The sequence below is a fragment of the Roseateles sp. Mitsp63 genome (assembly GCF_059491535.1).
This window is the reverse complement of sequence record NZ_CP168509.1, coordinates 321,371-342,381: the sequence shown is the minus strand read 5'-3', so window position 1 is coordinate 342,381 and position 21,011 is coordinate 321,371. Positions and strand designations below refer to the sequence as shown.

The following is a 21,011-nucleotide window of genomic DNA, read 5'->3' as shown; positions in this document are numbered from 1 at the left end:
CCCGCCGAGGCCCCGGCCCGCGCGGGGTCCTAAGTCCCGGCCTCGTCCATGAACGGCCGCACCCGCGCGAGCAGGCGCTCGACGTACTCGGCCTTCTCGCCGACCGGCGCGGCGTAGGTCAGCGCGTCGCGGGTGGCGTCCTCGCCGGCCTTGCGCCACATCAGCCAGGCCGACAGGTATTGCGAGGCCAGGCAGCCGCCCGAGGTGGCCACCGGCCCGCGGGCATGGAAGGGCTCGTCGAGCACCCGCACGCCGGCCTCGACCAGCCAGGGCCGCGTGTTCGTGTCGGTGCAGGCGGGCGCGTCGCCAAGCAGCCCCAGGCGCGCCACCAGCAGCGCGCCGGAGCACTGCGAGGCGATCAGCTGCCGCGTCGGATCGAGCTGCAGCCGGTCCAGCAGCGCGGAGTTCTCCGCGATCGCCCGCGTGTAGATGCCGGAGCCGAACCAGACCGCGTCGGCCTCGTTGGCCCATTCGAGCGGCCGCTTGAGCTGCACGGTCACGCCATTCATCGAGGTGACGGTCGCGCCGGGCCCGCAGAGCTCGGCGGACCAGCCCAGGGGCTTGAGCCGGTTCAGCAGGCCCAGGGGCACGAAGCTGTCGATCTCGTTGAAGCCGTCGAAGGAAAGGAGGGCGATGCGCATGGGGCGTCCCGCGGGGCGATGCGGCCCACTGTAGCGCCGAGGGCCTCGCGGCCCACGCCGGTGGGGTTATTGCCGCGGGCTCACTCGCCGGCGAGCAGCTGGAAGGTGTGCCGGGCCATCATGAGTTCCTCGTCGGTGGGGATGACCCAGGCCTCGCAGCGGCTGTCGACGGTGCTGATGCGGCGCTCGGGCGGGCCTTCGCGGTTGGCGGCGTCCTGCACCGACACGCCCAGCCACAGGCAGCGCGACAGCACGCGGCGCCGGATCTCGGCCGCATGCTCGCCGATGCCGGCGGTGAAGACCAGGCCGTCCAGGCCGCCCATCTCGGCGGCCAGCGCGCCGATCTCGCGCGCGATGCGGTGCACGAAGACATCGATCGCGAAGCGCGCCCGCAGCGCATCGCTGGCCAACAGCTGGCGCATGTCGCTGGACACGCCCGACAGGCCGAGCAGCCCCGACTGCTTGTAGAGCAGCGTCTCAAGCTCGCGCGCGTCCATGCGCTGCTCGTCCATCAGGTAGATCAGCACGCCGGGATCGATCGCGCCGCTGCGCGTGCCCATCGGCAGGCCGTCGAGCGCGGTGAAGCCCATGCTGCTGGCAACGCTGCGGCCGCGATGCAGCGCGCAGGCGCTCGCGCCATTGCCCAGGTGCAGCACGACGGCGCGCCCGTCCGCCAACCGCGGTGACAGCACCGGCAGCCGCGAGGCGATGTACTCGTAGCTCAGCCCGTGGAAGCCATAGCGGCGGACGCCGGCCTCGAACAGCGCATAGGGCAGGGCGAAGGCGTCGGCGACGTCGGACTGGCCGCGATGGAAGGCGGTGTCGAAGCAGGCGACCTGCGGCAGGCCGGGCAGCGCGGCGAACGCGCGCCGGATCGGCGCCAGGTTGTGCGGCTGATGCAGCGGGGCGAGCGGGATCAGTGTCTCGAGCTGGGCGAGCACCGGCGGCGTCACGATCACCGGCGCCTCGAACGCGGTGCCGCCGTGCACGACGCGATGGCCGATGCCCAGCATCTCGATGCCGGGGAACTCGTGGGTGACGAACTCGACCAGATGATCGAGCGCGCCATCGTGGCTCAGGCGCTCGCCCACCGGCCAGTCGCGCGATCCGGCGCGCGAGCCGTCGGCGTGCGCGGCCTCGAAACGCGGCGTGGAGGTGCCCAGGCCCTCGACCTGCGCGCGCAGCGCCGGCCGCAGCGGACCGAGCCGGCGGTCCTCGTGCAGCGAGAACATCGACAGCTTGATGCTGGACGAGCCTGCGTTGACGACCGCGATGAATTCGCCTTCGAGCCGTGGATCCATGCTCACCCCATGATGTGATAGCCGCCGTCGACGAACAGCGTGGTGGGCGCGCCGGCCGAGCTCATGCGGTGGCCCTGCGGCGGCGCGCCGGTCTGGATGCCGGAGCGGGCGCGGGCGAGGCCGCGATCGAGACCGTCGCCGCGGCCGGCGCCGACAGCGCGAGCGCCATGTCGGCCACGCGCACCGGGTCCACGTGCAGCAGCTCGTGCACGTAGCGGGCCGCCGGCGAATCCGGATCGGCCAGTTCCGACTCCGCCATCAGCACCGCGCTGGCCAGCGCCAGCGCCTGCTCGCGGTCCTCGAGCGTCGGCAGCAGCCGGGGCAGCGCCGCCATCGCCTCGTCCGGCGCAAAGGTGACGATCAGCGCCTGCCGGTGCAGCAGCGTGGCCCAGTCCTCGCCCGGCGCGGCGGCCACGGCGTCTTGGGCTTCGGCGGCCATGCGGCGGTGGGAGTCCGCCAGGAGCTGGCCGAGGATCAGTCCACGCCGCTGGACGACGCCGCGATGCGCCAGGCCGGCCAGCAGGATGCGGCACACGGCATCGGCGAAGCCGCCCTGTTCCACCTGCTCGAGCGCGACGCGGCGGCCTTCGAGTTCATCGGCGGCCGCATGCGCGGTGCTGGAGGCCTGGTCGGCGTCGCGCGGCGGCAGCAGCGCGCCCAGGCCATGCGGCCCGTAGACCGCCTCGACCCAATGCACCAGCGCCGTGTCGCGCTGGTGGCCGAGGCGGTCCAGCGATTCGCTGATCCAGCGCGATCCCAGCTGTTCCCACTTGAGCCATGGGTTGTCCGGCGTGACGGTCTGGCGGCGCTCACGCGCGCTGTCGGCCGCCTGCCGGATCCACGGCGCGAGCGGATGCAGGTCGGAGATCGCCAGGTGCTGCAGCCGCAGCGGATGCATCCAGCGCAGCCATTCGCCCAGCGCCTTGCTGCCGGCCGCCCGCACCGCGGGTTGCAGCCACTGGCGATAGCGGCGCATGTTCGCCTCCGACACCTGCGCGATCGTGCTGAACAGGGCCTCGTCGCGGCGGCATTCCGGATTGAGCGCGCGCAGGTCGTCGACGCGGCGCGTCTCGAAGCTGACCGAGTAGTCGCCCGACTCCAGCGCCGCCAGCGGCGCGTCGGGATCGCGGGCCTCGATCTTCATCTCGTAAAGGCCGGGCGGCAGCGCGGCGATCTGCTCCAGCGTGTCGACGATCTGCTCATGCTCGCGCCGCGCGATCGAGGCGCCGACGAAGATGCCCAGGTGCCCGATGCGCGGATGCAGCATGTAGACGATGGTGCGGCCGGCCTTGATCAGCGCCTTCTCGCTGCCCCACACGTCGATGATCCAGTCCAGCGCCTGCTGCGGCGGCGTGATGTTGTCGCCCCAGGACGCGAAGATCACCATCGGCGCGGCGATGTTGCGCAGGTCCAGGCGGTAGCCCTCCATCTCCACCTCGCCGCGCGCCAGGCGGTTGCCGATGAAGAGGTTCTCGACGATGGCCTCGATCTCCTCGCCGGTCATGCGGAAGTAGCCGCCCCACCAGCGCTCGAAGTCGAGGAATCGCTCGCGCTCGGTGTCGACGTTGGCGTAGAGGTGGTAGTACTTGTCCCACCAGGTATTGGCGAGGTTCAGGTTCTCGAAGTTCGAGACCAGGTGGGCACCGTCGAAGCGGTCGCCGCACAGGTCGGCCGACAGCGCCGACAGCCACGCGCCGCCGAGCGCCCCGCCCGCGTAGCGCATCGGATTCTGCTCCGGCGAGCCGGCCCAATAGGACAGCGGCGCGCCGTTGAGCACGATCGGGCCCATCAGGTCGCTGCGCACCGCGGCCAGTGCCGCGACGGCCCAGCCGGCCTGGCAGTTGCCGATCACCGCCGGCAGCCCGGGCGACTTCGGGTGACGGCGCGCGACCTCCTCGAGGAACTGCGCCTCGGCGCGCGCCACGTCGAGCAAGGTCTGACCCTCGACCGGCTCGGGTTCGAAGGTGATGAAGTAGACCGGATGGCCGGCGCGCAGCGCGACGCCGATCTCGGAGTCCGGCTTGAAGCCGCCGATGCCGGGCCCGTGGCCGGCGCGCGGGTCGATGACGACGATCGGCCGCCGCGCCGGATCGATCACCGCGCCATCGGCCGGGAGGATGCGCAGCAGCGCGTAGTTGCAGGGCTGGGGCAGGTCGCGGCCGTCGATCAGCAGTTCGTGCTCGAACTTCAGCAGCGCGGGCTTGCCGGCGTGCAGGTGGTCGAGGAACACGTTGCCGCGTTCCCGCATCGTGTCCAGCGTCAGCAGCGCACGTTGCCAGGCATCGGTCGCGTAGGTCTGCCAGTCGTGGATCCACTCGGCCATTCACATGCTCCCAACCCGGTCGCGGGTTGCTTTGTTGCACCGCAGCATGCATCATCGTCCGCGATCCATTGTTAAAGCCCGAGGGAGAAGCAGGGTGATGCATCCGATGCCGAGCGCCCATCCGCATTACGACCGGCTCCTCGAGGCCGTGCGGCATCTGCCGCCGCTGCGCATGGCGGTCGTCCATCCCTGCAGCGACGTGGCGCTGCTCGCCGCGACGGAGGCCGCGTCGCTGGGCCTGATCGAGCCCGTGCTGATCGGTCCGGCGGGCAAGGTGTCCGAGGCCGCCGCGTCGGCGGGCGTGGACCTGGCGCGGTACACGCTCTTCGACGTGCCCCACAGCCATGCGGCGGCCGATCTGGCGGTGACGATGGCGCTCAAGGGCAGCGTCGACGCGCTGATGAAGGGCAGCCTGCATACCGACGAGTTGATGGGCGCCGTGGTGCGCCGCGAGGGCGGGCTGCGCACCGGCCGCCGCATCAGCCACTGCTTCGTGATGGACGTGCCGGGGCATGCGCAGCCGCTGATCATCTCGGACGCGGCGATCAACATCGAGCCCACGCTGGAGGAGAAGGTCGACATCGTGCAGAACGCGATCGACCTGGCGCACGCGCTGCGGCTGCCGGAAGTGCGGGTGGCGCTGCTGTCGTCGATGGAGACGGTGAACCCGAAGGTGCCGTCGACGATGGACGCGGCGGCGCTGTGCAAGATGGCGGACCGCGGCCAGATCACCGGCGCGGTGCTGGACGGGCCGCTGGCGATGGACAACGCGATCGATCCGGAGGCGGCGCGCATCAAGGGCATCGTGTCGCCGGTGGCGGGCAAGGCGAACGTGCTGATCGTGCCGGACCTGGACGCCGGCAACATGCTGGCCAAGAGCCTGAGCTTCCTGGCGCAGGCCTATGCGGCGGGCGTGGTGCTCGGCGCGAAGGTGCCGATCGTGCTGACCAGCCGGGCCGATTCGCGCGCCGCGCGGCTGGCGTCGTGCGCGCTGGCGTCGATGCTCGCGCAGGCGCGGCGGGCCGGACGCATCAAGGCGGTCGGCTGAGGCCGGCATCGCCGGGTTGGCAACGGAAAAGGGGACCGCGAGGTCCCCTTCGTCATCGTGGCGGGCGCGCGATGCCGCGCGCCGTGGCGATCACTCTTCCAGCAGCGAGCGCAGCATCCACGCGGTCTGCTCATGCACCGTCAGGCGCTGGGTGAGCAGGTCGGCGGTGGGTTCGTCGCTGGCCTTGTCGACCAGGTCGAACAGCGCGCGGGCGGTGCGGGCCACGCCTTCGTGGCCGTCGACCAGGATGCGGACCATGTCCAGCGCCTTCGGCGGCGTGACGGGCGCGTCGGGCAGCGAGCTCAGCTGCGCGAACTGCGCGTAGGAGCCCGGCGCCTTGTGGCCCAGCGAGCGGATGCGCTCGGCGATCGGGTCGACGGCGTTCCACAGCTCGGTGTACTGGCCCATGAACATCGCATGCAGCGAGTTGAACATCGGGCCCGTCACGTTCCAGTGGAAGTTGTGGGTGGTGAGGTACAGCGTGTAGGTGTCGGCGAGCAGCTTGGACAGGCCTTGCGCGATGGCGGCGCGATCCTTGTCGCTGATGCCGATCTGCAGGGAGGGCACGCCCTTGGCGGAGGCAGCCTTGGCGGGAGAGGGGCTCTTCTTGGCCATCGAGGGACTCCTTACGGGGGAATGAAAGTCGAAAGACGCCCCGGAGACTAACCGATCGAGGGGACCGGCATCGTGACGGCGGGGCGCACGGCGAGCGCGTCTTGACACGTGTCAGACGACGCTGTGCGTCATCCAGTCGACCAGCGTCTGCGCATTCAGCGCCGCGCCGGCGGCGACCAGCAGCCAGCCCAGGGTGCGTTGTCCGGATCGGAGGGTCATGTCTTGCTCGCTTCGCTTTGTAGGGGCTCGGGCCGCTGGTGGGATCTCCCTGAAGGAGGAGACCGGCGGGGTATGAGGAGCGAATTTAGCTATTTGCTATCAATGTGACTATTTAAATAGCCTAAGCAATGCGATTGGGAAATCCAACTGGCTTTGCATGGGGAGATTGACTTCGCCGCTGCGGCGGGGCGACACTCGCTCCACGACTACTCCCTTGCGGACGCGATTTGGTTCGCCAACCTGCTCGGGACGAGAAAGCCGCTCCACCCGGGGTGGCTTTTTCACTTTCTGGGGCTCGACTTCTCTTGACGTGTATCAAGACGCCAGTGCGCGTCGCCGCCTATGTCGACGGTTACAACCTCTATTACGGCCGGTTGCGAGGGAGTCCGTACAAGTGGTTGGATCTGGTCGGCCTGATCGAATCGCTGCTGGGGGAGCGTGATCAGAACGAGGAGTTGATCAAGCTGAACCTGTTCACGGCCTACGCGCTCGCGCGTTTCTCTGGGCACGGTGCCGCTTCCGTCGAGGCGCAGACCAGCTACTTGCGAGCGCTCGGCGTGCGCCACGGCCTGCGATTCGAAGCGGTCTTCGGCACCCATACCTGTGATCCCTCAGGCTCGCTCGTGCCGGAGTACATCCAGGGGCAGCCTTTCGATCGCCATCGCCGGGTGCGAGTCTGGCGTGTCGAGGAAAAGAAGACGGACGTCAACCTGGCGGTCCGGATGTACCGAGACGTCTGCCGAGGTCTTTACGACCGCATCGTGGTCGTGACGAACGACAGCGATTTCGAACCGGCGCTCGAGGCGATACGCCAGGACTTTCCTGAAATCCTCATCGGGGTCGTGATGCCGATCCGTCCTGCAATCGCGGGAACTTCCAGCCATCGTCGTCCCTGCAACTCGTTGGCGGCGCAGGCGGACTGGTCGCTGACCTCCCTCAGCGACGAGTTGCTGGCCTCCGTGCAGCTTCCCCCAATCGTCCCGACGCGCAAGAAACCGATCCGCAAACCGGCGCACTGGTAGGAACGCTGTTCAAGACAGCAGCGTCGCCCCGCGGAGCTCGCAGGCGTAGACCGCGTTGCGCAGCGCCGCGACCGCCTCGTAGCGGGTGAAGGTGCGGCGCCATGCGAGCACCACCCGGCGCGTGGGCACCGGCTCCTCGAACGGGATGTAGCGCAGGTGCGATGGCACCTGGTCCGGCACGCTGAGCGCCGGCACCACCGTGACGCCCATCCCGGACGCCACCATGTGCTTGATCGTCTCCAGCGAGCTGCCCTCGAAGCTCTTGCGGATGCCCTCCGCGTCAGTCGAGAAGCGCGCGAACTCCGGGCACACCTCCAGCACGTGGTCCCGGAAGCAGTGGCCATTGCCCAGCAGCAGCATGGTCTCGGCCTTGAGCTCCTCGGCGCTGATGCGCGTCTTCCTGGCCAGCGGATGCGAGGCCGGCACCGCCACCACGAAGGCCTCGTCGTACAGCGCCGCCTGCGCCAGGCCGGCGTCCGGGAAGGGCTCGGCCATGATCGCGCAGTCCAGCTCGCCGGTGCGCAGCATGTCCAGCAGCTTCTGCGTGAAGTTCTCCTGCAGCATCAGCGGCATGCGCGGATAGAGGTCGATGCAGTGCTTGACCAGCTCCGGCAGCAGGTAGGGCCCGATCGTGTAGATGATCCCCAGCCGCAGCGGCCCGTCCAGCGGGTCCTTGCCGCGCTTGGCGATGTCCTTGATCGCGCTGGCCTGCTCGATGACCGACTGCGCCTGACGCACGATGTCCTCGCCCAGCGGCGTCATCGTCACTTCGCTGGCGCCGCGCTCGAAGATCTTGACGTCGAGCTCCTCCTCCAGCTTCTTGATCGCCACCGACAGCGTCGGCTGCGACACGAAGCAGGCCTCCGCGGCACGGCCAAAGTGGCGCTCGCGGGCGACGGCGACGATGTAGCGCAATTCAGTCAGGGTCATGGGAGCGGCATTGTCCTCAGAAAGCGCCTCCAGCGCACCGTCCCGGTACACTGCCGCCCCACCCCAGGGACCTCCCCGGACCTTCTTCCAGGGGATACGCATGACCGAACCGACCTCCCCCTACGCCGCCCCTCGCCCGCAGGGCGCGACCCCCGAGCGCAAGCCCGTCACCCTGCAGCGCCTGCTCGACATGCATGCCGGCGGCGAGAAGATCGCCATGCTGACCGCCTACGACGCCACCTTCGCCCATGCGATGGAGGACGCCGGCGTGGATTCCATCCTGATCGGCGATTCGCTGGGCAACGTCGTGCAGGGCCTGCAGACCACGGTGCCGGTGACGCTGGAGGCGATGGTCTATCACACGGCCTGCGTGGCGCGCGCGCGCCGGCTGGCCTGGATCATCGCGGACCTGCCCTTCGGCACGTACCACGAGTCGCCGCAGGCCGCCTGGCGCAACGCGATGCAGCTGGCGCAGGCCGGCGCGCACATGATCAAGCTCGAGGGCGGCGGCTGGACCGCCGGGACGGTCCGCTTCCTCACCGAGCGCGGCATCCCCGTCTGCGCCCATCTGGGCCTGACGCCGCAGACCGTCACCGCGCTGAGCGGCTACAAGGTCCAGGGCCGCGATGCCGAGAGCGCCGCCCAGATCAAGGCCCATGCGCGCGAGCTCATCGACGCGGGCGCGCAGATGCTGCTGCTGGAGATGGTGCCCGCCGCGCTGGCCGGCGAGCTGACCCGCACGCTGGGCGTGCCGGTGATCGGCATCGGCGCCGGCGCCGAATGCTCGGGCCAGGTCCTGGTGATGCACGACATGCTGGGCGTCGGCGGGGGCCGCAAGCCGCGCTTCGTGCGCGACTTCATGCGGGGATCGGCCTCGATCGGCGAGGCCTTCTCGCGCTACGTCGCCGACGTCAAGTCCGGCGCCTTCCCGGCCCCCGAGCACAGCTACTGATCATGCAGGTCCACCACGACATCGCCGGCCTGCGCGCCGCGCTCGCGGGCGGCCGCCAGGTCGCCTTCGTGCCCACGATGGGCAACCTCCACGACGGCCACCTTGCGCTGGCGCGCCAGGCCCGCGCGGCGGTCGGCGCGGACGGCCTCGTCGTCGCCAGCGTCTTCGTCAACCGGCTGCAGTTCGCGCCGCATGAGGACTTCGACCGCTACCCGCGCACGCTCGCCCGCGACGCCGAACTGCTCGAGGGCGCCAGCTGCGACCTCGTCTTCGCCCCCGACGAGCGCGAGATGTACCCCGAGCCGCAGGGCTACAAGGTGCATCCGCCGGCGGAGCTGGCCGACATCCTCGAAGGCCATTTCCGGCCCGGCTTCTTCATCGGCGTGTGCACGGTGGTGGCGAAGCTGTTCCAGATCGTCCAGCCCGACGTCGCCGTCTTCGGCAAGAAGGACTACCAGCAGCTGATGGTGATCCGCCGCATGGTCGATCAGCTCGCGATGCCGATCCGCATCCTGGCCGGCGAGACCGAGCGCAATGCCGATGGCCTGGCGCTGTCCTCGCGCAATGGCTACCTGAGCGAGCAGCAGAAGCAGGACGCGCTGCTGCTGTCGCGCACGCTGAGGGCCGCGATCGCGCGCTGGCAGGCGGGCGAGCGCGACCTGGACCGCATCGAGGCCGATGCGATGCAGGCCTTGCGCGATGCCGGCTGGGCGCCGGATTACCTCACGCTGCGCCGCCGCCATGACCTCGGCGCGGCGCGCGAGGGCGAGCCGCTGGTCGCGCTGGCCGCCGCCCGCATCGGCCAGACCCGCCTGATCGACAACCTCGAGTTCTGAACGGGCCGGCACGCGGGCCGTTTCGCGCTCGCCCGGCGCCCGTTTGGCCCGTGTTCATCGGGGCTGGGTGACGTACGACACCCTGTGAAGACGGCGTTAGGGAAAGCCCCGCCTCCTTTCGTGCGCCGCGCGCACCGCCTCCATCGTTTGTGCCGGGTCGACCACGATACTTCGCGCTTCTTTGCCAGCTGACGGAGCCACAAGCTCCCATTGAGCCCATGAAGTCGACCACTTTCCTGTCTCCGTCCCTGTCCAAGCGCCGCATGATGGCGCTGACCGCCGCGATGGGCGGCGCGCTCGCGCTGGCCGCCTGCGGCGGTGGCAGCGATGACGAGGCGGCGCAGCCGCCCAGGCCCAATCCGGTGACCACCGCGCCGGTGACGACCTGCAGCGCCGCCGGCGTCGCCGCGTCGAACGCCAGCGCGCTGCGCACGGTCTGCATGCTGACCAGCGACGGCGAGCTCGTCGTGGAGCTCGATGCCCGCGCGCCGATCACGGTCGACAACTTCCTGAAGTACGTCAACGCGAAGTACTACGACAACACCATCTTCCACCGCGTCGTTCCGGGCTTCGTCGCCCAGGGCGGCGGCTGGACCACCGGCCTGCAGCAGAAGACGGCCGGCCAGATGGCGCCGATCAAGCTGGAGGCGGGCATCGCCGGCCTGTCCAACACCAAGTACACGATCGCGATGGCGCGCACCTCGGTGCCGGATTCGGCGACCAGCGAGTTCTATTTCAACTCGGCCGACAACAGCGCCACGCTGGACAAGAGCACGACCAGCGCGGGCTATGCCGTCTTCGGCCGCGTGATCTCGGGTCAGGCCACGATCGACAAGATCAATGCCGAGCCGACCCAGCAGTGGATGGGCATCGAAACGCCGCGCACCGAAGTGCTGCTGTACTGGGCGATCGTGCTGAAGTGAGCGGGACGGGGCTCCAGGCCGCCAGGCCTAGGCCTTGAGGTACTCGGTCTTGTGACCGAGCCAGCGCTCGACCTGCCGCTGCGCCGCGCGCGGCTGCTCGTCGAGCAGCACCGGCGCGAGCGCGCGCGCCGCGCTCAGCAGCGGCGCGTCTTCCTGCAGGTCGGCGAAGCGCAGCAGCTGCGCGCCGCTCTGGCGCGCGCCCATGAACTCGCCGGGGCCGCGGATGTCCAGGTCGCGGCGCGCGATCTCGAAGCCATCGGTGGTCTCGGCCATCGCGCGCAGCCGCGACTTGCCGGTGTCGGACAGCGGCCCGGTGTAGATCAGCACGCAGACGCTGGCCACCGACCCGCGGCCGACCCGCCCGCGCAGCTGGTGCAGCTGGGACAGGCCGAAGCGCTCGGCATGCTCGATCACCATCACGCTGGCGTTGGGCACGTCGACGCCGACCTCGATGACGGTCGTCGCGACCAGCACATGCATCTGTCCGCCGCTGAACAGCGACATCACCGCTGCCTTCTCCGCCGCCGGCATCCGTCCATGCAGCAGGCCGACCATCCGGCCGGGCAGCGCCGCGCTCAGCTCGGCGTGGGTCTCGGTGGCGTTCTTGAGGTCGAGCGCCTCGGACTCCTCGATCAGCGGGCAGACCCAGTAGACCTGCCGGCCGTCCTCGACGGCGGCGGCGATCTTCTCGATCACGTCGTCGCGCCGGCCGTCCGCGAACACGCGCGTCACGATGGGGCTGCGGCCGGGGGGCAGCTCGTCGATCGTCGACACGTCCAGGTCGGCGAAGTAGGTCATCGCCAGCGTGCGCGGGATCGGCGTGGCGCTCATCATCAGCAGATGCGGCTCGAGCGGCGGCGATCCCGGGCCGGCGGTGCCGGCGGCTTCGTCGGCCAGCTTCTTGCGCAGCGCCAGGCGCTGCGCGACGCCGAAGCGGTGCTGCTCGTCGATGATCGCCAGCCCAAGCCGGTGGAAGCGCACCTTGTCCTCGATCACCGCATGCGTGCCGACGATCAGCGTCGCCTCGCCCGACGCGGCGGCATCGAGCATCTTCTGTCTGGCCTTGCCCTTGACGCTGCCGGTGATCCACGCGACCCGGATGCCGAGCGGCTCCAGCCAGCCGATCAGCTTGCGGAAATGCTGCTCGGCCAGGATCTCGGTCGGCGCCATCAGCGCGCACTGCCAGCCGGCGTCGATCGCGATCGCCGCGGCCAGCGCCGCGACCACGGTCTTGCCGGAACCGACGTCGCCCTGCAGCAGCCGGTGCATCGGCTGCGGGCGGGCGAGGTCGGCGGCGATCTCCTCGCCGACGCGCCGCTGGGCGCCGGTCAGCGCGAAGGGCAGGGCGCCGAGCAGCCGCTCGCCGAGCCCGCCAGGTGAGCCGCGCAGCGGCGGCGCGCGCAGATGGGCGCGCTCGCGTTGCGCGCGCTGCTGGCTGAGCTGCTGGGCGAGCAGCTCCTCGAACTTGAGGCGCTGCCAGGCGGGATGGGTGTGGTCCTCCAGCGTCGACAGCCCGGCCGACGGCGGCGGGTGATGCAGGAAGTTCAGCGCGTCGCGCAGCGACGGCAGGCCCTTGGGAACCACGGCGAGCGGCAGCACCTCGTCCAACGGCGCGCGGCGCAGCGCCGAGGCCACCGCCTTGCGCAGGTAGGCCTGCGGCAGTTGCGCGCTGGTCGGGTAGACCGGCGTCAGCGAGGTCGCCAGCGGCGTGTCCGCGTCGACCTTGCGGAAGTTCGGATGGACCATCTCGCGGCCGAAGAAGCCGACGCGGATCTCGCCGCGCACGCGCACGCGGGCGCCGACGGCCAGCGTCTTCTGGTGCGCGGGATAGAAGTGCAGGAAGCGCAGCGTCAGCAGCGCGCCCTCGTCATCGCGCAGTTTCACCTGCAGCTGGCGGCGGCCGCGCATCTCGATGCGGCTCTCGATGACCTCGCCCTCGCATTGCAGCGTGTCGCCGTCGCGGGCGCGGTCGAGCGGGGTCAGCGTGGTCTCGTCCTCGTAGCGCAGCGGCAGGTGCAGCGCGAGGTCGATGTCGCGCGTGAGCCCCATCTTCTCCATCGCCTTCTGCGGCGCGGACTTGGCGGCGGGCGCCTCGCCGCCCGGGCCGGCGCCGGCCCGCCTCGCGGGGGATGGCGGGGGCGATGGAGCGGTGCTGGCCTCGGACATGGGCGGGATTCTGCCTCGCGCGCTCCCCCCGTTCGGGCGAGCGGTGACGACGTTCAGATCGCGTGAAGCTGGGGCAGAATCCGCGCGCTTCACAAGAAGACATATTGAAACAAATCGGGAGGCTGCCATGGGCAGACAGGGACATGCGCGCGCCGGATGGGCCGGCGTGCTGATCAGTGCCGCGTTGTTGAGCGCGTGCGGCGGTGGCGGGAGCGACTCGCCGTCCACGCCGCCGCCCGTGCAGGGCGTGGCGATTCCGGACAACCTGGCGATCACCGCCGCCGCGGCCACCGACGTGGCCGCCGGCACCGCGTTCACCAGCAACGCGGCCGGCACCGCCGGACTGAGCTTCGCCTGGACCTTCGGCGACGGCGCCACCAGTGCCGAGGCCAGCCCCAAGCATGACTTCGCCAAGGTCGGCGACTACGCGGTGACGCTGAAGGTGTCGAATGCCGCCGGCGTCTCCAAGGACGTGAAGTGGACCGTGTCGGTGTTCAACCGCGCACACGTGCAGGGCCTGAACTGCAGCGGCGCCGACGGCAGTGGCTGGTGCTGGCAGGCGCCGAGGCCGACCGGCACGACGCCCAGCGGCTTCTTCTTCCTCGATGCGGGCAACGGCTGGTCCGTCGGCGACAACGGCGAGATCCTGCGCACCAGTGATGGCGGCGCCACCTGGACCAAGCAGCCGAGCGGCCTGACGACGCGCCTGACGGCGATCCGCTTCGCGGACGCCAACAACGGCTGGGCGGCCGGCGATGCGGGCGCCCTGCTGCGCACCACGGACGGCGGCGCCCACTGGACGCTGCAACCGGCCTCGCAACCGCCGATGAGCGGCGCGACGCTGCAGGTGCGAGGCGCCAGCACGCTGGTGGCGAGCAGCGGCGGCCGTGTCCTGGCCACCGGCGACGGCGGCGCGACCTGGACCCAGGCCGCGTTGCCGCAGGATCCCGTGCTCGGCACGGACGGCAGCCTGTGGTGGATCGAGGGCACGGCGCTGCGCAAGTCGACGGACCTGGGCAAGACCTCGGCCGCGTCGATCGTGCTGGACAGCAGCGGCTACGGCAGCGCCTTCCAGGTCTTCGGCGGCACGGTGATCGTTTCCGGATCGACGTCGACCTACGTGTCCGGATCCTGGGTGTACGGGCTCTGGATGCGCCGCACCGACGATGGCGGCGCCACCTGGCAGTCCATCGCGCCGCAGGGACTGCCAAACGCCGGCCTCGGCGCGCCGCAGTTCGTGGACGCGACGACCGGCACCCTGACCGCCGGCAACGCCATGTATCGCTCGACCGACGGCGGCCGGACCTGGGCCGCCGTCCCGGCGCCCGCCAACCTGCAATCGGGGTCCTATCTCGGCTACTCGACGCTGGCGCCCGGTGTGTGGACGCGCCAGTACTACGTCCCGTCGTGGAACTACGTGACGGAGATCAGCCTTGACGCCGGCGCGACCTGGCGGACCGGCAGCGTCGACAACTCCGCCCAGCGGCCGCAGCGCATCGACGCGCAGACCTGGCTGGCGACGGGCTGGGACAACGTGACCCGCATGAGCACCGACGGGATGCGGACGTGGAAGCGCGTGGCCGGTCCGGACACCGACGCGGCCGCGAAGACGCTGCAGACCTTCTGGTTCTTCGATGCCAAGCGCGGCCTGGCGCTGTCGACGGGCGGCGACCTGATGGAGACGCTCAACGGCGGCCTGGACTGGAAGGTCAAGGTCGGCGGATTGACGGGCAGCGGCTTCGGCTACTACACGAGCCGGGCGCGGCTGCAGTTCCTCGACGCGAAGAAGGGTTGGCTGCAGGCCGGCGACGGTCGCATCTACCTGACCGACGACGCCGGCGCGAGCTGGGTGACGCCGCTGCAATCGACCTCGCAGACGATCTTCGCGTTCCACTTCGTCGATGCCAGCACCGGCTTCGCGCTGGCCTACGACAGCCAGCAGTCGCGCCAGCTGCTGCTGTCGACGGCCGACGGCGGGAAGAGCTGGACCCAGCAGTCCGTGCTGAGCGGCACCTACATCGACCTGAAGTTCAGCAGCGCGCTCAAGGGCGTGCTGGTCGGCCAGGGCGGGGCGGTGGCCGTGACGGCCGACGGCGGCAAGACGGTCAGCGGCCGCTTCTCGGGCACCAGCGCCGCGCTGCAGCAGCTGGCCTTCAGCGACCCGGACACGCTCTGGGTGGTGGGCGATGCCGGCACGCTGATGTCCTCCAAGGACGGCGGCGCGACCTGGACCCAGCAGGCCTCCGTCTCGCTGCCCACGGTCGGCCTGCGGGCCATCCGCTTCCTGACGGCGCAGCAGGGCTGGGCGGTCGGTGACAACGGCACGGTGCTGACGACCATCGACGGCGGCGCGAGTTGGAAGAAGCAGTTCGCCGGCACCCAGAACGCGCTGACGCAGGTGCTGTTCGTCGACGCCCGCACCGGCTGGGTCGCCGGCGGCAACGGCACGCTGCTCGCCACGGGCACCGGCGGCCAGTAAGTCCGCCGCTTCGGCGCGAAGCCGGCCCGGGTCGCGAGACCCCGGCCGGTTTTTTCATGGGCGGGCGTGACCGAATGCCGCTCCGCCGCGGTGTTTCCCTCATGGCCCCCGGGTCGGATGGGAGCCGGACGACACCGCCGGCTGCTAGGCTGCGCCGAAGTCCTTCCGCACACTCCGGTCCAACGCCTTCGCCGACCCGCCTTCCGCCCATGACCACCCGCCGCGACAGTCTCGTCTGGCTCGCCGCCGCCGCTGCCGTTCCGGCGCTGGCGTCGGCGCCGGCGCGCGCCGCCGACGCGCCGCTGCGGATGGTCGCCACCGAGTTCCCGCCCTATACCGGCAGCCAGCTGCCCGGCGGCGGCATCGCCTGCGAGGTCACGCGCTTCGCGCTCGCGCAGGCGGGGCACTCGATGGTGTTGTCCTTCCGCCCCTGGGCGCGGGCGCTGCTCGAGTTCCAGCGCGGCGAGCACGACGGCGTGATCGGCACGTGGCGCTCCGAGGAGCGCGAGCGCACGATGCGCTTCCCGCAGCCGCTGGGCATCGTGAACCAGGTCGGCTTCATGGCGCGCGCGGACCACCGCCGCCGCGTCGACGACCTGGCCGCGCTGCGCGGCCTGCGCATCGGCGTGGTCCACGGCTACGCGAATCCGCCGCGTTTCGACGCCGCCAGCCTGTCCACCGAGGGCGCGGTGGACGACCTCGCCAACCTGCGCAAGCTGCTCGCCGGGCGCGTGGATCTCGCGCTGATCGACAAGGGCGTCGGCGCCCATCTGCTGGAGACGCAGCTGCGCGAGGCGGCGGGCAAGCTGGTCTGGCTCGAGCCGGCGGTGATGGAGCTGCCGCTCTACACGGTGTTCTCCAAGGGCCGGCCCGAGGGCGAGCGCTTCGCCGCCGCGTTCACGCGCGGCATCGGCGAACTGCAGGGCAGCGGCCGGCTGGCGCTGCTGCTGCAGCAAGGGGCGCGCTGGCAGTAGTGGGAAAATCGCGCCCATGTCCCGCACCTTCTCGGTGAGCGATTTCGATTTCGCTCTGCCCCCCGACCTCATCGCCCAGCACCCCGCCGCCGAACGCAGCGCCTCGCGGCTGCTCGACGGCCGGACCGATCCACCCGTGGACCGCGTGTTCCGTGAACTCCCCGACCTGCTCAACCCCGGCGACCTGCTGGTGTTCAACGACACCAAGGTGATCAAGGCGCGCCTGTACGGCGCCAAGGCCAGCGGCGGCGCGGTTGAGGCGCTGGTCGAGCGCGTGCTGCCCGGCACCCGCGAGGTCTGGGCCCACATGCGCGCGAGCAAGAGCCCGAAGCCGGGCGCGGTGGTCCGCTTCGCCGACGCCTTCGACGCCGAGGTCCTGGGCCGCTGCGGCCCGGACGACGGGCTGTTCCACCTGCGCCTGTCGGGCGATCCGTTCGAGCTGCTCGAGCAGCATGGCCACGTGCCGCTGCCGCCGTACATCGAGCACGGCGACTCCGCCGACGACGTGCGCCGCTACCAGACCGTGTTCGCGCGCGAGCCCGGCGCGGTCGCGGCGCCGACCGCCGCGCTGCATTTCGACGAGGCGCTGCTGGCCCGGCTGGCCGAGCGCGGCATCGGCACCGCGCACGTGACGCTGCACGTGGGCGCGGGCACCTTCCAGCCGGTGCGCGTCGAATCGCTGGCCGAGCACAAGATGCACAGCGAGTGGTTCCAGGTGACCGCCGGCACGGTCGATGCGATCGCGCGCTGCCGCGCCGCGGGCGGCCGGGTCACCGCGGTCGGCACGACCACGCTGCGCGCGCTGGAGTCGGCCGCGCTGGGCGGCGGACTGAAGGCCGGTGCCCGCGAGACCGACATCTTCATCACCCCGGGCTTCGACTTCCAGGTCGTGGACCGGCTGGTGACCAACTTCCACCTGCCCAAGAGCACGCTGATGATGCTGGTGTCGGCCTTCGCCGGCTACGAGCCGGTCATGGCGCTCTACCGCCACGCGATCGCCCAGCGCTACCGCTTCTTCAGCTACGGCGACGCCATGTTGCTGGAGCGCGCCCGCGGCTGATCCGGCCCGCCGGTGTCACAACCGGGTAGGCTGCGCCGTCTTGTGAACAAGACGACTCCGGACGACGCGCCATGCCCGACATCGATTCCTCCCCCGACGCCGCTCCCGATGCCGGCCCCGCCGCGCCGGCGGCGGCCGACCAGTCCCCGGCGGCGCGCGCGCTGCGCTTCGACCGCGACCACGCCCGCTCGCTGCGGGCGCTGGCGTACCGGATGCTGGGCTCGCGCGCCGAGGCCGAGGACCTCGTGCAGGAAGCCTGGCTGCGCTGGGCCGATGTCGACGAAACGGCGGTGCGGCACGCCGGCGCCTTCCTGTCGCGGCTGGTGACCAACCTCTGCCTGGACCGGCTGCAGTCCGCGGCGATGCGGCGCGAGCAGTACGTCGGCGTCTGGCTGCCCGAGCCGCTGGTCGACGAGGCGTCCGAGTGGTCCCCCAGCCCGGAAGCGCAGGCCGAGTTCGCGCAGGACGTGTCGGTGGCCTTCATGCTGACGCTGGAGCGCCTCTCCCCGCTGGAGCGCGCGGCCTTCCTGCTGCACGAGGTGTTCGAGCTGGACTTCGAGGAGATCGCGCGCCGCCTGGGCCGCAGCGCCGCGGCCTGCCGGCAGCTGGCGAGCCGCGCTCGGCAGCACGTCAAGGCGGACTACGCGCGCCACGAGGTCGAGGACGAAGAGCGCCAGCGGCTGTTCCAGGCCTTCATGGGGGCCTTGCAGTCGTTCGACGTCGAGGGCCTGGCGAAGGTGCTGACCGACGACGCGGTGCTGCTGGCCGACGGCGGCGGCAAGGTGTCCGCGGTGCCGCGCATGCTGGAGGGCGGCGCGCTGGTGGCCAAGGTCTTCGTCGGCTTCGTGAAGCTGCCGGCGAGCCGCGCCTGGCGGGTGCGGCCGGCGCGGATCAACGGGCTGCCGGGCTACATCGTCTACGACGCGCTGGGCGAACCGCTGCAGACCGTCGCGCTGCGGCCGGCGGCCGAGCCGGGCCGGATCAGCGCGATCTACGTCCAGCGCAATCCCGACAAGCTGGGCCATCTGCCGCGCATCGCGCCGCTCCCACCTTCGGGCGAAGCGCCTGATGCTGGTGCGGCGGCGCCCTGAACCGTTCATCCGGGCGATTGGCGCCCTCGGGCAAGTCCCGGCACCTCGCTTGCCCCCCGCGCACACGGGGGTGGCGGGGGACTCGAATCCCCCTAGCTTTAGGGACAATCGGCGGCACAAGACCACACACTGCCCGGGAAGAACCATGACGCTGTTCGCACGTACCTCGATCGCCGCCGCCGCCGCGCTCTTCAGCGGCCTGGCCGCCGCCGCCACCATCGACGGGCTGGTCAACACCGGCGCCGGCCTGTCGGCGGGCGCTGTCGACAGCCACTATTCGTTCAGCGTGATCGCGGGCGACTCGACCGGCCTGTCCGGCAGCGGCCACGTGACCGACGGCAACCAATCGCCGTTCCCGAACTGGATGAGCAACAGCGCGTCCTCGTCGTGGCTGATCCCGACGTCGACCCAGAGCGACGTCTTCGACACCGGCTCGACCTCGGGCGTGTTCAAGTGGAAGCTGAGCTTCGACCTGACCGGCTTCGACGCCTCGAGCGCCTCCTTCACCGGCCGCTGGGCGGCGGACAACAACGGCACGGTGCTGCTCAACGGCAACGTGATCTCGACCTTGTCGCTGCAGAAGGGCTTCCTGGACTGGACCTCGTTCAGCGCGACGACCGGCTTCGTGGCTGGCGTGAACACGCTGGAATTCGTGGTCAACAACATCGCGACGTCGGGCGGCAACTTCACCGGCGTGCGCGCGGAGTTCCTGAACACCAACGTCAACACCTCGGTCCTGCCGGCGGTGCCGGAACCCAAGACCTACGCGCTGATGCTCGCCGGCCTGGGCGCGCTGGGCTTCATGGCGCGCCGCCGCCGCGGCTGAACGCCACGCTCCCGATGAGAAAAAGCCGCTGAGCGATCAGCGGCTTTTTTCGTTGGGAAGCGCGCGGCTTACTCGTCGCCGCCGGTCAGCAGCGGGATCGAGCCTTCGGAGTTCTTGCCCAGCAGGCCGGCGCGGCTGTACACGCCCAGCTTCTCGCGCGTGTCGGCGATGTCCAGGTTGCGCATCGTCAGCTGGCCGATGCGGTCGGCCGGCGAGAACGCGGCGTCCTCCACCTTCTCCATCGACAGGCGCTCCGGCGCGTAGGTCAGGTTGGCGCTGATGGTGTCCATGATCGAGTAGTCGTTGCCGCGGCGCAGCTCCAGCGTCACCTCGCCGGTGATGGCGCGGGCGACCCAGCGCTGGGCGGTCTCGCGCAGCATCAGGCACTGCGGGTCGAACCAGCGGCCCTGGTACAGCAGGCGGCCGAGCTTCATGCCGTTCATGCGGTACTGCTCGATCGTGTCCTCGTTGTGGATGCCGGTGACCAGGCGCTCGTAGGCGATGTGCAGCAGCGCCATGCCGGGGGCCTCGTAGATGCCGCGCGACTTGGCCTCGATGATGCGGTTCTCGATCTGGTCGCACATGCCCAGGCCGTGGCGGCCGCCGATGCGGTTGGCTTCCATGAACAGCTCGACCGCGCTGGGGAACTGCTGGCCGTTGAGCGCGACCGGCACGCCTTCCTCGAAGCGCACGGTCACCGTTTCGGCCTTGATCGCGACGTCGTCCTTCCAGAAGGCCACGCCCATGATCGGGTTGACGATGTTCATGCCCTTGTTCAGGAACTCCAGGTCCTTGGCCTCATGGGTGGCGCCCAGCATGTTGGAGTCGGTCGAGTAGGCCTTCTCCACGCTCATCTTGTAGTCGAAGCCGCTCGCGATGAGGTACTCGCTCATCTCCTTGCGGCCGCCGAGCTCGTCGATGAAGGTCTGGTCCAGCCAGGGCTTGTAGATCTTGAGCGCCGGGTTGGCCAGCAGGCCGTAGCGGTAGAAGCGCTCGATGTCGTTGCCCTTGAAGGTCGAGCCGTCGCCCCAGATGTTGACGCCGTCCTCGCGCATCGCCACCACCAGCGCGGTGCCGGTGACGGCGCGGCCCAGCGGGGTGGTGTTGAAGTAGGTGGCGCCGCCGCTCTTGATGTGGAACGCGCCGCACTGGATGGCGGCGATGCCCTCGGCGACGAGCTGCGCGCGGCAGTCGATCAGGCGGGCGATGTCGGCGCCGTAGGCCTTGGCCTTGCGGGGGATCTCGTCGTAGTCGCTCTCGTCGGGCTGGCCGAGGTTGGCGGTGTAGGCGCAGGGGATGGCGCCCTTGCCGCGCATCCAGTGCACCGCGGCGCTGGTGTCCAGGCCGCCCGAGAAGGCGATGCCGACGCGCTCGCCGGCGGGAATCTTTTGGAGGATGGTTGCGGCCACGGGCAGTCTCGCGCGGAAGTGGGAAAACAGCCGGCGATTCTAGGCCGCGCCCGCCGGGCAGGCTTCGCGGATGGGCGATACAGGGGTGGCGCGGCGCCACCCGCAGACAGCCATGCGGCGCTGCGGAGGGCCAAAACTTCGCGCGACATAAAAGCCTGTTTAAGGTACGCTAACTCAAGGAAATCGAGATAACAGC

At 70.5% G+C, this 21,011-nt stretch carries 17 protein-coding genes; 10 read left to right on the top strand and 7 right to left on the bottom strand.

The genetic code is table 11. The features are described from left to right. Positions 1 to 29 precede the first annotated feature (29 nt). From ACEN96_RS01485 to ACEN96_RS01475, 3 genes are all read right to left on the bottom strand, one after another. Entirely contained in the window at positions 30 to 641 is a 612-nt protein-coding gene (locus tag ACEN96_RS01485; RefSeq protein WP_495586286.1) for a DJ-1/PfpI family protein, read from the bottom strand. An 80-nt stretch (positions 642 to 721) separates the two neighbouring features. Beyond that, positions 722 to 1,942, bottom strand: coding sequence for an acetate/propionate family kinase (locus tag ACEN96_RS01480; protein ID WP_495586285.1), 1,221 nt, complete (start codon positions 1,940 to 1,942; stop codon positions 722 to 724). A 61-nt stretch (positions 1,943 to 2,003) separates the two neighbouring features. Further along, positions 2,004 to 4,265, bottom strand: coding sequence for a DUF3141 domain-containing protein (locus ACEN96_RS01475; RefSeq protein ID WP_495586284.1), 2,262 nt, complete (start codon positions 4,263 to 4,265; stop codon positions 2,004 to 2,006). Positions 4,266 to 4,371: 106 nt separating this feature from the next. Between ACEN96_RS01475 and ACEN96_RS01470 the strand changes: the two genes are divergently transcribed. Next, a complete protein-coding gene (locus ACEN96_RS01470; RefSeq protein ID WP_495588531.1) occupies positions 4,372 to 5,313 on the top strand; it encodes a phosphate acetyltransferase in 942 nt (313 codons plus the stop codon). A gap of 90 nt (positions 5,314 to 5,403) precedes the next feature. On the opposite strand, the gene ACEN96_RS01465 is transcribed toward ACEN96_RS01470, so the two are convergent. Further along, the gene (locus ACEN96_RS01465) at positions 5,404 to 5,928 is read right to left on the bottom strand and encodes a Dps family protein (RefSeq protein WP_495586283.1); all 525 of its coding nucleotides are present in this window, start codon (positions 5,926 to 5,928) and stop codon (positions 5,404 to 5,406) included. 545 nt (positions 5,929 to 6,473) lie between these two features. On the opposite strand from ACEN96_RS01465, the gene ACEN96_RS01460 reads away from it, so the two are divergent. Further along, on the top strand, positions 6,474 to 7,169 hold the full coding sequence (locus tag ACEN96_RS01460; RefSeq protein WP_495586282.1) for an NYN domain-containing protein: 696 nt from the start codon (positions 6,474 to 6,476) through the stop codon (positions 7,167 to 7,169). A gap of 9 nt (positions 7,170 to 7,178) precedes the next feature. Here ACEN96_RS01460 and ACEN96_RS01455 read toward each other — a convergent pair whose 3' ends face one another. Further along, positions 7,179 to 8,099 carry a hydrogen peroxide-inducible genes activator gene (locus ACEN96_RS01455; protein WP_495586281.1) on the bottom strand — a complete coding sequence of 307 codons (921 nt, stop codon included), beginning with the start codon at positions 8,097 to 8,099 and terminating at the stop codon, positions 7,179 to 7,181. 100 nt (positions 8,100 to 8,199) lie between these two features. Between ACEN96_RS01455 and panB the strand changes: the two genes are divergently transcribed. The 3 genes from panB (at position 8,200) to ACEN96_RS01440 (ending at position 10,810) form a co-directional block, all read left to right on the top strand. Beyond that, on the top strand, positions 8,200 to 9,051 hold the full coding sequence (gene panB, locus ACEN96_RS01450; RefSeq protein WP_495586280.1) for a 3-methyl-2-oxobutanoate hydroxymethyltransferase: 852 nt from the start codon (positions 8,200 to 8,202) through the stop codon (positions 9,049 to 9,051). Positions 9,052 to 9,053: 2 nt separating this feature from the next. After that, positions 9,054 to 9,887 carry a pantoate--beta-alanine ligase gene (gene panC, locus ACEN96_RS01445; protein WP_495586279.1) on the top strand — a complete coding sequence of 278 codons (834 nt, stop codon included), beginning with the start codon at positions 9,054 to 9,056 and terminating at the stop codon, positions 9,885 to 9,887. Positions 9,888 to 10,105: 218 nt separating this feature from the next. Further along, complete coding sequence (locus ACEN96_RS01440; RefSeq protein WP_495586278.1) at positions 10,106 to 10,810, top strand: peptidylprolyl isomerase; 705 nt, start codon at positions 10,106 to 10,108, stop codon at positions 10,808 to 10,810. 27 nt (positions 10,811 to 10,837) lie between these two features. Here ACEN96_RS01440 and recG read toward each other — a convergent pair whose 3' ends face one another. Further along, the gene (gene recG, locus ACEN96_RS01435) at positions 10,838 to 12,976 is read right to left on the bottom strand and encodes an ATP-dependent DNA helicase RecG (protein WP_495586277.1); all 2,139 of its coding nucleotides are present in this window, start codon (positions 12,974 to 12,976) and stop codon (positions 10,838 to 10,840) included. A 127-nt stretch (positions 12,977 to 13,103) separates the two neighbouring features. Between recG and ACEN96_RS01430 the strand changes: the two genes are divergently transcribed. The 5 genes from ACEN96_RS01430 (at position 13,104) to ACEN96_RS01410 (ending at position 19,406) form a co-directional block, all read left to right on the top strand. After that, complete coding sequence (locus ACEN96_RS01430) at positions 13,104 to 15,455, top strand: YCF48-related protein (RefSeq protein WP_495586276.1); 2,352 nt, start codon at positions 13,104 to 13,106, stop codon at positions 15,453 to 15,455. A 209-nt stretch (positions 15,456 to 15,664) separates the two neighbouring features. Beyond that, complete coding sequence (locus ACEN96_RS01425; protein ID WP_495586275.1) at positions 15,665 to 16,429, top strand: substrate-binding periplasmic protein; 765 nt, start codon at positions 15,665 to 15,667, stop codon at positions 16,427 to 16,429. 16 nt (positions 16,430 to 16,445) lie between these two features. Continuing rightward, positions 16,446 to 17,489 (top strand): tRNA preQ1(34) S-adenosylmethionine ribosyltransferase-isomerase QueA, encoded by a 1,044-nt coding sequence (gene queA, locus ACEN96_RS01420; protein ID WP_495586274.1) that lies wholly within the window; start codon positions 16,446 to 16,448, stop codon positions 17,487 to 17,489. Between the two features lie 71 nt (positions 17,490 to 17,560). Then, positions 17,561 to 18,580 carry an RNA polymerase sigma factor SigJ gene (sigJ, locus tag ACEN96_RS01415; RefSeq protein ID WP_495586273.1) on the top strand — a complete coding sequence of 340 codons (1,020 nt, stop codon included), beginning with the start codon at positions 17,561 to 17,563 and terminating at the stop codon, positions 18,578 to 18,580. A gap of 145 nt (positions 18,581 to 18,725) precedes the next feature. Next, a complete protein-coding gene (locus ACEN96_RS01410; protein ID WP_495586272.1) occupies positions 18,726 to 19,406 on the top strand; it encodes a PEP-CTERM sorting domain-containing protein in 681 nt (226 codons plus the stop codon). Between the two features lie 68 nt (positions 19,407 to 19,474). Here the strand turns inward: ACEN96_RS01410 and argG are convergent, their stop codons facing one another. Then, positions 19,475 to 20,815, bottom strand: coding sequence for an argininosuccinate synthase (gene argG, locus ACEN96_RS01405; protein ID WP_495586271.1), 1,341 nt, complete (start codon positions 20,813 to 20,815; stop codon positions 19,475 to 19,477). Positions 20,816 to 21,011: the final 196 nt, after the last annotated feature.